Source organism: Amycolatopsis sp. (assembly GCF_036008905.1).
Lineage (GTDB): Bacteria > Actinomycetota > Actinomycetes > Mycobacteriales > Pseudonocardiaceae > Amycolatopsis.
In genome coordinates this window covers 52533-65503 of the sequence record NZ_DASYMU010000219.1, presented here as the reverse complement: position 1 = coordinate 65503, position 12971 = coordinate 52533, and the positions used below count along the sequence as shown (strand labels likewise).

Here is a 12971-nt window from a genome sequence, read left to right as displayed (position 1 = left end):
CCTAGAGGTCGGGTAAGCCGAGTTCGAGGTTGGGGGCCTGCAGTCCGCCGTCGACTTCGAGCACCTTGCCGGTCATGTACGCGCCCGCTCGCGAAGCCAGGTAGACGACGGTCGCGGCGACGTCCTCGGCCTCGCCGATCTTCCGCAGCGGGGTGGCGCCTTCCATCTTCTCGCGGATCTCCTGGTTGCCCACCACGATTTCCAACGCCGAGGTGGCGACCGAACCGACGGAGATGGCGTTGACCCGGATCTTCGGCGATAGGTCGGCGGCCGCGAGTCGCGTGTACTGCGCGAGCGCGCCTTTGGCCGTGCCGTAGGCGAGGAAACCGCGCCCGCTGACCCGGCCCATGATCGACGAGATGTTGACGATCGCGCCGCCGTCGCCCTTGAGCATCGCCGGAGCGGCGGCGACGGTCAGCGCGTGCGCGGTGGAGACGTTGAAACGAAAGGCTTCTTCGAGGAAGTCGGCCGTGGTTTCGAGAAACGGGCGCGGATATGTGCCGCCGACGTTGTTCACCACGATGTCGAGCCGTCCGAAAGTCGCGACGGCGGCTTCGGCGAGCGCACCCGCGGCGGCGGGGTCGCTCAGGTCGGCCGGGACGACGTACGCGCGGCGCCCGGCGGCTTCCACCCGCTCGGCGACGGACTTCAGCTGGTCTTCGGTGCGGGAGGAGATGACCACGTCGGCGCCGGCCTCGGCGAGCGCGATCGCCGTCGCCGCCCCGATTCCGCGGCCCGCGCCGGTGACCACCGCGACCTTGTCAGTGAGCAGGAACCGGTCAAGGATCATCTCGCGAATGTAACACGTTCTATTCGGCGGAACGCACGTGATCTCTCAGTAGCTAAGAGGTCGCCATCTGTCGACAGATGGCGAAGCCACGACCCGTCACGGTTGACCCTTTCCCTCAGTGGCTAGCGGATGGGCACGATCGCGAGGTGTCCGCCGCTTGTCGTCAGTACCTCGACGCGGGCGGAGTAGTGCCGCTCGACGCGTTCGGCGGTGAGCACTTCGTCCGGTGGGCCGGAGGCCGCGACCCGGCCGTTGTCGAGCAGGAGCAGCGTGTCGGCGTACTGCGCGGCCAAGGTCAGGTCGTGCAGGGTCGAGACGACGGTGGTCCCGTCCTCGCGGCTGAGCTTGTCGACGAGTTCGAGCAGCGCCTGGGCGTGCCCGATGTCGAGGCCGGTGGTCGGTTCGTCGAGCAGGAGCAGGGCGGTCTTCTGGGCGAGGACGCGCGCGAGCACAGCGCGTTGACGCTCGCCGCCGGACAGCGTGCGCAGTGTCCGGCCCGCCAGTTCGCGGAGATCGAGCCGGGTGAGCACGTCGTCCACAATGGACAGATCGCGGACGCCTTCGCGGGCGAGGGTGCCGAGATGCGGGGTCCGGCCGAGCAGGACGTAGTCGGTGACGGTGAGTCCTTCGGGGAGCACCGGGTCCTGTGGCGCGTAGCCGATCAGGTGGGCCCTTTCCTTGCGGGACAACGAAGACTTGCCGTGGACGAGGATCTCGCCATGATCCTGGCGCAGCAGACCGGCGATGGTCTTCAGCAGCGTCGACTTCCCGGCGCCGTTCGGCCCGACGATCCCGAGCCAGCCGCCCTGCGGCACTTCGACGTCGACACCCTGGACGACCGGGTCGCCGCTGTAGCCGGCGTGGACGTCTCGCAGCTGAAGCGCGATGAACGGCACTTTCATAGCGCGCGCCCCTTGACCGACCGCAGCACCAGGACGAAGAACGGCGCTCCGGCGAACGCCGTCACCACGCCGAGCGGGAGCTCGCCGGGCAGGGCCGTGCGGGCGATGTGGTCGGCCACCACAAGGAAAGCGGCGCCGCCGAGGAGCGAAAGCGGGATCACCACGCGATAACTCGCGCCGAACAGCATCCTGACGACATGCGGCACCACGATCCCGACGAATCCGATCAGCCCGCTCACCGCCACCGCGGCCGCCGTCGCCAGCGAAGCCGCCGCGAGCAGGAGCAGCCGGACGCGCGCCGGGCGGATGCCGAGCGACGCGGCTTCGGCGTCGCCCAGGGTGAGGACGTCGAGCAGGCGCGCGCAGAGACACAGCACGATCGCCGCGACCGCCACATATGGCAGTGCGATCCACACTTCGCGCCAGCCGCTGATGTTCAGCCCGCCGAGCATCCAGGTGTAGACCTGCTTGATCGTGTCGGTGTTGAGCTGCTGCACGAAGGTCTGGATCGCGGTGAGGAACGCCGCGACGGCCACCCCGGCGAGCAGCAGCGTCGCGGTTCCCGTGCCGCCGGACGACTTCCCGAGCAGCCAGCTGAGCCCGACCCCGCCGAGCGCTCCGGCGAACGCGCCCAGTGGGAGCGGGCCGATGACCCAGCCGGTGGTCGCGGGCAGGAGGACGACCACCATCGTCGCCGCCATGCCCGCCCCGGCCGCGGCGCCGAGCAGGTACGGGTCGGCGAGCGGGTTGCGGAACACACCTTGGAACGCGGCGCCCGAACTCGCCAGCGCCGCCCCCACCAGCCCGGCCAGGATCACCCGCGGCACGCGCAGCTCCCACACGATCGCCGCTTCCCTCGCGGTCAACGGTGATCTGCCACCCGTCACCTGCGCGACGATCTCCCCGAGCACCCGCTGCCACCCCAGCCCACCGGCGCCCACGAGCACCGACGCCGTCATGACCACCAGCAGCACCAGCAGTCCTAGCAACACCGTGCGCACCTTGAGCCTCGACGCGAGCCGAAGGGGACTGTTCCCCTCGCTCATGGGGTGGCGACGGCGGCGGAGATCGCGCGGGCGAGGTCGGTGATGCGCGGGCTCCAGCGCGACGCGATGTCGTCGTCGAGCGGGAAGACGTGGCTGGACTTGACGGCGGTGAGCGTGTTCCACCCGGGACGCGCGGCGACGGTCTGCGCGTTCTGGCCGCAGCATTTGGTGTCCGCCAGGAAGATCAGCGCGGGGTCGGCCTGGATGATCTTCTCCGCGGACAGCTGCGGGTACCCGCCGGACGCCGTGGGATCGGCACCGTCGGCGATGTTGGTGAGCCCGAACCGCTGGTAGAGACTGCCGAGGAAGGTCGCCGAAGTCACGCTGTAATACGTCTGGTCGAGCTCGTGGTAGTAGCTCAGCGGCTTGGCGGGCTTCGGCGTGTCGGCGACGAGCTTGTCGATGTCGGCCTTGGTCCGGCGCGCGAGGTCTTCGCCCTCGGCCTTGTGCCCGGTCACCTCACCCAGTCGGGCGAACTGGGCGTACGCGGCATCGAGCGTTTTCGCGTCCGGCAGCACCAAGGTCTTGGTGCCGGTCTTCTCCAGCGCGGCGGTGAGGTTGGTGACGTCGGAGGAGACGATCACGAGGTCCGGTTTGTGCGAGGCGATCGCCTCCGGATCCGGCGTCAGTCCCGACAGCGTCGTGCGTGGTGCCTGCTCCGGGAACGTCGACGCGGAATCCACGGCCACGACCTGCTGCCCGGCGCCCACCGCGAAGAGCGTCTCGGTCGCCGACGGCGAGAGCGAGACGATCCGCTCGGGACGCTTGTCCTGGGCGGCCGGGTCCGGCTCGTCCCGGGTCGCGCAACCGCCCAGCGCGGCGGCGCCGAGGAGCGCGAGCAGGCTGGTCAACGTGGCGAAGGAGGTGCGTCGTCGTCGCGGCGTATGGAACATTGCGAGGACGCTACCAGCGCCGGAGTAGTGCTCAGGACCGGTTCGCGGGGTAAGGTGACCGGACTGTCCACGAGGTATGCTTAGCTCGGCGAACTACTCGCGGCTCATCAAGAACGATGTCGTTCTGCACACCCAGATCGTTACCGTTCGGATGATCAAAGCGCGTCCGAGCGGGTGCCTCCATGTTTCCTGGGTGTTAAAGTCGCGCTAACGAACGGGCCATCGTCGTCCCGTGCGCACACCCCCGGGGGTGTCCCGAACACGCACGAACACGACGAAGGAGGTCCCCTCATGATCTTCTCCGCCCTTCCCGGCAAGCAGGGTCTCTACGACCCCGCCACCGAACAGGACTCCTGCGGTGTCGCCATGGTGGCCGACATCCAGGGACGCCGGTCACACGGCATCGTCACCGACGGTTTGACCGCGCTGACGAACCTGGACCACCGCGGAGCCGCGGGCGCCGAGCCGACCAGCGGTGACGGTGCCGGCATCCTGCTGCAACTGCCGGACGAGCTGCTTCGCGAAGAGGCCGGGTTCACGCTGCCCGTGCCCGACAGACGCGGCCACCACCGCTACGCCGCGGGGATCGCCTTCCTTCCGGCCGATCCGGAGCAGCGCCGCAAGGCTGTCGCCCTGATCGAGAACACCGCGGAAGAAGAGGATCTCGACATCCTGGGCTGGCGTGAGGTGCCCGTCGACGCGGACGCCGCCGACCTCGGTCCCACCGCGCGCGGGGTCATGCCGCATTTCGCCATGCTGTTCGTCTCGGGCAAGCCGAACGCCGAGGGCATCCGTCCCAGCGATCTGGAGCTCGAAAGGCTTGTCTTCTGCCTGCGCAAGCGCGTCGAAAACGACAGCGTGACGGCGGGCTGCGGCACGTACTTCCCTTCGCTGTCCTCGCGCACGCTCGTCTACAAAGGAATGGTCACGCCGGAGCAGCTGCCGCTGTTCTTCGCCGACCTCAAGGACTCCCGGCTCGCCAGTGCCATCGCGCTGGTCCACTCCCGGTTCTCCACCAACACTTTCCCGTCGTGGCCGCTGGCGCACCCGTTCCGGTTCGTCGCGCACAACGGTGAGATCAACACGATCCGCGGTAACCGCAACCGCATGCGGGCCCGCGAGGCGCTGCTCGAATCCGAGCTGATCCCGGGTGACCTGACCAGGTTGTACCCGATCTGCTCCGGCGACGCGTCGGACTCGGCGTCCTTCGACGAGGTCCTCGAACTCCTGCATCTGGGCGGCCGCAGCCTGCCGCACGCGGTACTGATGATGATCCCCGAGGCGTGGGAGAACCACACCTCGATGGACGCCGGGCGTAAGGCGTTCTACCAGTTCCACGCCAGTCTCATGGAGCCGTGGGACGGCCCCGCTTGTGTCACCTTCACCGACGGCACGCTGGTCGGGGCGGTCTTGGACCGCAATGGCCTGCGCCCCGCGCGATGGTGGCAGACAGCCGACGGACGCGTGGTGCTCGCCAGTGAAGCGGGCGTGCTCGACGTCGCGCCGGCCGACGTCGTCGCCAAGGGCCGGTTGAAGCCGGGCCGCATGTTCCTGATCGACACCGAAGCCGGCCGGATCGTGGACGACGAAGAGGTCAAGTCCTCGCTGGCCACGAAACTCCCGTACGAGGGCTGGCTGCACGCCGGGCTGCTGCAGATCGCCGACCTGCCCGACCGCGACCACATCGTGCAGAGCCACGACTCGGTCCTGCGCCGCCAGCTTTCCTTCGGCTACACCGAAGAAGAACTCAAGATCCTGCTGACGCCGATGACGGAGAAGGGCGCGGAGCCGCTCGGCTCGATGGGCTCGGACTCCCCACCGGCGGTGCTGTCGAAGCGATCCCGGCTGTTGTACGACTACTTCAAGCAAGGCTTCGCCCAGGTCACCAACCCGCCGCTGGACGCGATCCGCGAAGAGCTGGTCACCTCGATGAGCCGGATCATGGGCCCCGAGCGCAACCTGCTGGAGCCCGGCCCGGCGTCGTGTCGTCATATCCAGCTGCCGTACCCGGTCATCGACAACGACGAGCTCGCGAAGCTCATCCACATCAACGACGACGGCGATCTCCCCGGCTTCGCCTGCAGTGTCCTTTCCGGACTGTACGAAGTGGACGGTGGTGCCGACGCGCTGGCCGACGCGATCGAGCGGGTCCGCCGCGAGGCGTCCGAAGCGATCGCCGGTGGCGCGCGCACGCTGGTGTTGTCCGACCGGGACTCCGACCACCGCATGGCGCCGATCCCGTCGCTGCTGCTCGTCTCCGCGGTGCACCATCATTTGGTGCGTACCAAGGAAAGGCTGCGCGTCGCGCTCGTCGTCGAGTCCGGTGACGCCCGCGAGGTACACCACGTCGCGCTGCTACTGGGTTACGGCGCCGCCGCGGTCAACCCGTACCTCGCGTTCGAGACCATCGAGGACCTGATCAACACCGGCGCGGTCACCGGGATCGAGCCTGCCAAGGCGATCCGGAACTACGTCACCGCGCTCGTCAAGGGCGTCCTCAAGATCATGTCGAAGATGGGGATCTCGACGGTCGGCGCGTACACCGCCGCCCAGGTCTTCGAGTCCTTCGGCCTGGCGCAGGACATGCTGGACGAGTACTTCACCGGCACCAGCTCGAAGCTCGGCGGCGTCGGCCTCGACGTCCTGGCCGAGGAAACCGCCGTACGCCACCGCCGCGCGTACCCGGACAACCCGACCGACAAGGTCCACCGCAGGCTCGACACCGGCGGCGAGTACGCGTACCGCCGCGAGGGTGAGCTGCACCTGTTCACCCCCGAGACCGTGTTCCTGTTGCAGCACGCCAGCAAGACCGGCCGCGAAGAGGTGTACCGCGCCTACAGCGACGAGGTGCACCGCCTGTACCGCGAGGGCGGCACGCTGCGCGGGTTGTTCGCCTTCAAGGAGCGCGAGCCGATCTCGATCGACGAGGTCGAATCCGTCGAGGCGATCTGCAAGCGGTTCAACACCGGCGCGATGTCGTACGGCTCCATTTCCATGGAGGCGCACCAGACCCTCGCCATCGCGATGAACCGGATCGGCGGCAAGTCGAACACCGGTGAAGGCGGCGAGGACCCCGAGCGCCTCTACGACCCGGAGCGCCGCAGCGCGATCAAGCAGGTCGCGAGTGGACGGTTCGGGGTCACGAGCGAATACCTCGTCAACGCCGACGACATCCAGATCAAGATGGCGCAGGGCGCGAAGCCCGGTGAAGGCGGTCAGCTGCCGCCGAACAAGGTGTATCCGTGGATCGCGCGCACGCGGCATTCGACGGCCGGTGTCGGGCTGATTTCCCCGCCGCCGCACCACGACATCTACTCGATCGAAGACCTCGCCCAGCTGATCCACGATCTGAAGAACGCCAACGAAAAGGCCCGCATCCACGTGAAGCTGGTCAGCTCGATGGGCGTCGGCACGGTCGCGGCCGGGGTTTCCAAGGCCCACGCGGACGTCGTGCTCATCTCCGGGCACGACGGCGGCACGGGCGCCTCGCCGATGAACTCGCTCAAGCACGCCGGGACACCGTGGGAGATCGGCCTCGCCGAGACCCAGCAGACGTTGCTGCTCAACGGTTTGCGCGATCGCATCACGGTACAGGTCGACGGCGCGATGAAGACCGGGCGTGACGTCGTCATCGCCGCGCTGCTCGGTGCCGAGGAGTACGGCTTCGCCACCGCGCCGCTGATCGTCGCGGGCTGCGTCATGATGCGTGTGTGCCACCTGGACACTTGCCCGGTCGGCGTCGCGACCCAGAGTCCGGAACTGCGCAAGCGGTACACCGGGCAGGTCGAGCACGTGGTGAGCTTCTTCAAGTTCGTCGCGCAGGAAGTGCGGGAAACCCTGGCGTCGCTGGGATTCCGCACGCTCGACGAAGCGATCGGGCACGCCGAAGTCCTCGAGACCGACAAGGCCATCGAGCACTGGAAGGCCAGCGGGCTCGACCTTTCGCCGATCTTCGAGATGCCGACCGAGACCCCGTACGGCGGCGCCCGTCGTCGCACGCGCGGTCAGGACCACGGCCTCGAACACGCGTTGGACCGCACGCTGATCCAGCTCGCCGAAGCGTCCCTCGAGGACGCTCACCCGGTGCGGCTGGAACTGCCCGTGCGCAACGTGAACCGGACCGTCGGCACGTTGCTCGGCTCCGAAATCACGCGGCGCTACGGCGGCGAAGGCTTGCCGGACGACACGATCCACGTGCTGCTCACGGGATCGGCCGGGCAGTCGCTCGGCGCGTTCCTGCCGCGCGGCATCACGTTGGACATGGTCGGCGACGCGAACGACTACGTCGGCAAGGGACTTTCCGGCGGGCGGATCATCGTCCGGCCGCATCCGGAGGCGAAGTTCTCCGCGGAGCGGCAGGTGATCGCGGGCAATACTCTCGCGTACGGCGCGACTTCGGGGGAGATGTTCCTCCGCGGTCAGGTCGGCGAGCGGTTCTGCGTGCGGAACTCGGGCGCGGTCGTCGTCGCGGAAGGCGTGGGGGACCACGCTTTCGAGTACATGACCGGTGGCCGTGCGGTGGTGCTCGGCGCGACCGGGCGCAACCTCGCCGCCGGGATGTCGGGCGGCGTCGCGTACGTGCTCGATCTCGACCGCAAGAAGGTGAACCGCGAAATGGTCGACCTGATGGCCCCGAACGCGGACGATTTCGCGTGGCTCAAGCAAACCGTGCGGAAGCACCACGAGCTGACCCGCTCGGCGGTGGCCGCGTCGCTGCTCGGCGACTGGCCGCGCCGCTCGGCGTCGTTCACGAAGGTCATGCCGCGCGACTACCAGCGGGTGCTGGACGCGGCGAAAACGGCACGCGCGGCGGGCCGCGATGTCGACGAGGCGATCATGGAGGCGGCTCGTGGCTGACCCGGCGGGTTTCATCAAGTTCGAGCGTGAAGAGCCGAAGAAGCGGCCGAAGGAAGAGCGTCTCGAAAGCTGGGGCGAGGTCTACGCCGAGGTCCCGGCAGGCGAGCGCAACGCGGCCGTCCGCAAGCAGGCTTCGCGGTGCATGGACTGCGGGATTCCCTTCTGTCACTCGGGAACCGCGGGCTGCCCGCTGGGCAACCTGATCCCGGAGTGGAACGATCTCGTCCGGCGCGGGGACTGGGAGGCGGCCAGCGATCGGCTGCACGCCACCAACAACTTCCCCGAGTTCACCGGAAAGCTTTGCCCGGCACCGTGCGAGGCGGGCTGTGTCCTGTCGATCTCGCCGCTGTCCGGTGGCCCGGTGACGATCAAGCGCGTCGAGCAGACCATCGCCGACCAGTCCTGGGAAGCCGGGTACGTCAAGGCGCAGGTTTCGGCGGTTTCGTCGGGCCAGCGCGTCGCCGTCGTCGGTTCCGGTCCCGCCGGGCTCGCCGCGGCGCAGCAGCTGACGCGCGCCGGGCACGAGGTGACCGTGTTCGAGCGGGACGACCGCCTCGGCGGGTTGCTCCGCTACGGGATCCCCGAGTTCAAGATGGAGAAGAAGGTCCTCGACCGCAGGCTCGCGCAGCTGCGCAAAGAGGGCACGGAATTCGTCACCGGCTGCGAGGTCGGCGTCGACCTGACCGTCGACGACCTGAACGAGCGCTACGACGCCGTCGTATTGGCCGTCGGTGCCCTGCGGGGCCGCGACGACACCACCACGCCGGGCCGTGAGCTGGCCGGCGTGCACTTGGCGATGGAGCACCTGGTGCCCGCCAACAAGTTCGTCGAGGGCGACGGGCCGTCACCGGTCGACGCCGCGGGTAAGCACGTGTTCATCATCGGCGGCGGCGACACCGGCGCCGACTCGTACGGCACCGCGACCCGCCAGGGCGCGCTGTCCGTCACGCAGCTCGACCAGTACCCGATGGCCCCGGCCGAGCGCGACGACGAGCGTTCGCCGTGGCCGACCTGGCCGTACATCCTGCGCACCTACCCCGCGCACGAAGAAGCGGGCGAGCGCCGGTTCGCGGTCGCGGTGAAGCGGTTCATCGGAGACGAAAACGGGCACGTGCGGGCCGTCGAGCTGCAGAAGGTGCGGGTGTCGAAGGACCCCGAAACCGGGCGGCGCGAAGTGGTCCCGCTCAGCGACGAGGTCGAGGAGCTCCCGGCGGACCTGGTCCTGCTGGCGATCGGTTTCGAAGGCGTCGAGGAGATGGCGCTGCTCGACGAGCTCGGCATCTCGCTGACCAAACGCGGCACCGTTTCTTGTGGCGCGGACTGGCAGACGTCGTCGCCCGGGGTGTTCGTCTGTGGTGACGCCCACCGCGGCGCGTCGCTGGTGGTGTGGGCGATCGCGGAGGGCCGTTCCGTGGCCCACGCCGTCGACGCCTACCTGACCGGCGCTTCGGACCTGCCCGCCCCCGTCCACCCGACCCTGCTGCCCCTCGCGGTCGTCTAGGGGAGTCCAGCTGATGGGAGGAGTGTCCCATTAGTCGGGTGGCTGGCCGGGTTCGTATGCTGGGGGTGTGAATTGGACAGTAGACGTCCCAGTCGACACTCTTCCCGAATTGCCGCCCCTTCCCCCGGAGCTGCGCGCTCAGCTGGATGACGCCCTTTCGCGTCCCGCCGCGCAGCAGCCGGAATGGCCGGACCCCGCGCTCGCGAGCCGTGTCCGCAGCCTGCTCGAAAGCGTGCCGCCGGTCACCGTGCCCGCCGAGATCGACAGGCTGCGCGAGCGCCTGGCCGAGGTCGCGCGCGGTGAGGCGTTCCTGCTGCAGGGCGGCGACTGCGCCGAGACGTTCGAGTCCAACACCGAGCCGCATATCCGCGCCAACCTGCGCACCCTGCTGCAGATGGCGGTCGTGCTGACCTACGGCGCGAGCCTGCCGGTGGTCAAGGTCGCCCGGATCGCCGGGCAGTACGCCAAGCCGCGCTCGGGCACCACCGACGCGCTCGGCCTGCCGGTGTACCGCGGCGACATCATCAACTCGCTGGTCGCCAAGCCCGAGCTGCGCGTGCCCGACCCTGGCCGCATGATCCGCGCGTATGCCAACGCGGGCGCGGCGATGAACCTCGTCCGCGCGCTCACCGGCGCCGGCATGGCCGACCTCCACCAGGTGCACGAGTGGAACAAGGACTTCGTCAGCAGCTCGCCGGCGAGCGAGCGCTACGAGGCGCTGGCCGCCGAAATCGACCGTGGCCTGCGGTTCATGTCCGCCTGCGGGGTCACCGACGCCTCGCTGCAGTCCACCGAGATCTTCGCCAGCCACGAGGCGCTGCTGCTCGACTACGAGCGCGCCATGCTGCGGATGGACAACGCGCACTCGTCGAACCCGAAGCTGTACAACCTGTCCTCGCACTTCCTCTGGGTGGGTGAGCGCACCCGCCAGCTCGACGGCGCGCATATCGCGTTCGCCGAGATGCTCGCCAACCCGATCGGGCTGAAGATCGGCCCGACGACCACGCCGGAGCAGGCCCTCGAGTACGTCAACCGGCTCGACCCGCGCAACGAGCCCGGCAGGCTGACGCTGATCTCCCGGATGGGCAACGGCAAGGTCCGCGAGGTGCTGCCCGCGATCGTCGAGAAGGTCGAGGCGTCCGGGCACAAGGTCGTCTGGCAGTGCGACCCGATGCACGGCAACACGCACGAGTCGTCCACCGGCTACAAGACCCGCTCGTTCGACCGGATCGTCGACGAGGTGCAGGGCTTCTTCGAGGTCCACCGCAAGATCGGCAGCTACCCCGGTGGGATCCACGTCGAGCTGACCGGCGAGGACGTCACCGAGTGCCTCGGCGGTGCTCAGGAGATCTCCGACCTCGACCTGGCCGGCCGCTACGAGACGGCCTGCGACCCGCGGCTGAACACGCAGCAGTCGCTGGAGCTGGCTTTCCTCGTCGCGGAGATGCTGCGCAGCTAGTCCAGCACTTTCTCGCCTAAGTGCCCCAGGTTCACCGAGGGCACTTAGGCGAGAAAGTGCCTTCAGTGGCTGAGCTGGTACAGGACGGCCGTGGACTTCGCGACGGCGTCCTGGAGGGACCCGATGTCCGGCACGGCCGTTCCGTTGGCCTGGAGGCCGATGTGGGCCGAATCCCGGTACACCGCGACGGCCATGCCCAGCGCCTGACGCGGCGCGAGCGGCACGAACGGGTAAACCTCGTCGAGCGGCGCTCCGTCGAGGCTGAGCTTCAGACTGGGGAGCGGGACGTTCGTCACCACGGTGTCGAACAGCAGCGGTGCGGCCTGGCCGGTCATCCGCCCGGTGAGGCGGTGCAGTGCGGGCGGCACCCTGTCGGCGAGCAGCGGGAACGCCCCGGCGCCGCGGCTCGGGCCCGCGGCCTTGTTCCGCGCCATCGCGTGCTGGACGACGCGCAGCCGCTCGATCGGGTCGTCGACGCCGATGGGCAGTTCGCACAGGTACCCCGAGAGCTTGTTGCCACCGGTCTGCGCCGCCTGGCGGCCGCGCAGGCTGACCGGGATGAGCGCGCGCAGGCTGCGGCCGTCGGCCCGGTGGCCGCGGTTGACCAGCCACTCGCGCAGCGCGCCCGCGAGCACGGCGAGGATGACGTCGTTCGCGGTGCCGCCGTGGGCCTTGCGGATCTGGCGCACATCGCCCATGTCCAGCCGCACGAACCCGAGGCTGCGGTCCTTCGCGCTGGGCGCGGTGATCGGCGAGATCGGATACGGCCGCGTCGCGCGCAGCACGGACGAGGCGATGGTGGCGGCTTCGCCGGCTTGGGAGAGCGTCGCGCCGATGGTGCCGAGGACCGTGTCCAAAGTGGACCGGATCGGGGCCGCGGCCGGGGTGGCCACCGAACGCGAGGTGACCGGCAGGCGGTCCAGCAGCCCGGCGGCGACGGCGAACGCCCCGGCGCCGTCCGTCAGCGCGTGGTGCAGTTTCAGCAGCAGCGCGAACCTGCCGTCGTGGAGGCCAGTGACCAAATGCAGGTCCCACAACGGTTTGCGGGTGTCCAAGGGCTGCGCTATCCACCGCGAGGCATAAGCGGCCAACGGGTCCGGTTCGTAAAGCCCGCTCGCGCGGTGAACGTGAATATGCTCTTGCGGGTCGAATTCGGGATCTTCGGCCCAGGTAGCCGAGCCGGGCGGGAAAAGGGACGGCATCGCCACCTGGCGGAGTTTCGGGATTTTCCACGCACGCTCGGCGAGAAGAGCGGCCAACCGGTGGGGCTCGACCTGTCCGCGCGGGCGGAAGGTGACCACCGCGCCCATGTGCATGGGGGTGGAATCTCCTTCCATACTAAGGAAAGCGACATCGAGTCCGCTGAGCTGGGTGCCGGCCATCGTCGACCTTTCCGGTAGCTGGGCTGGTTCACCTACTGCACCAGCAACACATGACGAGTGGGTGGTCGCCGTGTTTCATCGACGCTAACGAGCGCCCCTTTCACCCGAATGAGAAACCCACCCACACTGTGTCGTGGTTAC

The 12971-nt window shown here is 68.9% G+C and carries 8 protein-coding genes; 3 read left to right on the top strand and 5 right to left on the bottom strand.

The annotated features are described in order from the left end of the window. Position 1: 1 nt before the first annotated feature. The 4 genes from VGP60_RS35380 to VGP60_RS35365 form a co-directional block, all read right to left on the bottom strand. Complete coding sequence (locus tag VGP60_RS35380) at positions 2-790, bottom strand: SDR family oxidoreductase (RefSeq protein ID WP_327552543.1); 789 nt, start codon at positions 788-790, stop codon at positions 2-4. Positions 791-912: 122 nt separating this feature from the next. After that, complete coding sequence (locus VGP60_RS35375) at positions 913-1692, bottom strand: ABC transporter ATP-binding protein (RefSeq protein ID WP_327552542.1); 780 nt, start codon at positions 1690-1692, stop codon at positions 913-915. Further along, positions 1689-2738: an iron ABC transporter permease gene (locus VGP60_RS35370; RefSeq protein ID WP_327552541.1), complete on the bottom strand. Its 1050-nt coding sequence runs from the start codon at positions 2736-2738 to the stop codon at positions 1689-1691. Before VGP60_RS35370 ends, VGP60_RS35375 begins: the two co-directional genes overlap by 4 nt. Then, the gene (locus tag VGP60_RS35365; RefSeq protein ID WP_327552540.1) at positions 2735-3631 is read right to left on the bottom strand and encodes an ABC transporter substrate-binding protein; all 897 of its coding nucleotides are present in this window, start codon (positions 3629-3631) and stop codon (positions 2735-2737) included. The genes VGP60_RS35370 and VGP60_RS35365 overlap by 4 nt, the downstream gene beginning before the upstream one ends. 291 nt (positions 3632-3922) lie before the next feature. Here VGP60_RS35365 and gltB point away from each other — a divergent pair, with 291 nt between their 5' ends. The 3 genes from gltB to VGP60_RS35350 all read left to right on the top strand — a co-directional run bounded on the left by gltB (position 3923) and on the right by VGP60_RS35350 (position 11448). After that, entirely contained in the window at positions 3923-8488 is a 4566-nt protein-coding gene (gltB, locus tag VGP60_RS35360; protein ID WP_327552539.1) for a glutamate synthase large subunit, read from the top strand. Then, on the top strand, positions 8481-9989 hold the full coding sequence (locus VGP60_RS35355) for a glutamate synthase subunit beta (RefSeq protein WP_327552538.1): 1509 nt from the start codon (positions 8481-8483) through the stop codon (positions 9987-9989). The genes gltB and VGP60_RS35355 overlap by 8 nt, the downstream gene beginning before the upstream one ends. A gap of 67 nt (positions 9990-10056) precedes the next feature. After that, positions 10057-11448 carry a class II 3-deoxy-7-phosphoheptulonate synthase gene (locus VGP60_RS35350; RefSeq protein WP_327552537.1) on the top strand — a complete coding sequence of 464 codons (1392 nt, stop codon included), beginning with the start codon at positions 10057-10059 and terminating at the stop codon, positions 11446-11448. A 62-nt stretch (positions 11449-11510) separates the two neighbouring features. Here the strand turns inward: VGP60_RS35350 and VGP60_RS35345 are convergent, their stop codons facing one another. Further along, entirely contained in the window at positions 11511-12830 is a 1320-nt protein-coding gene (locus tag VGP60_RS35345; RefSeq protein ID WP_327552536.1) for a wax ester/triacylglycerol synthase family O-acyltransferase, read from the bottom strand. Positions 12831-12971 lie beyond the last annotated feature (141 nt).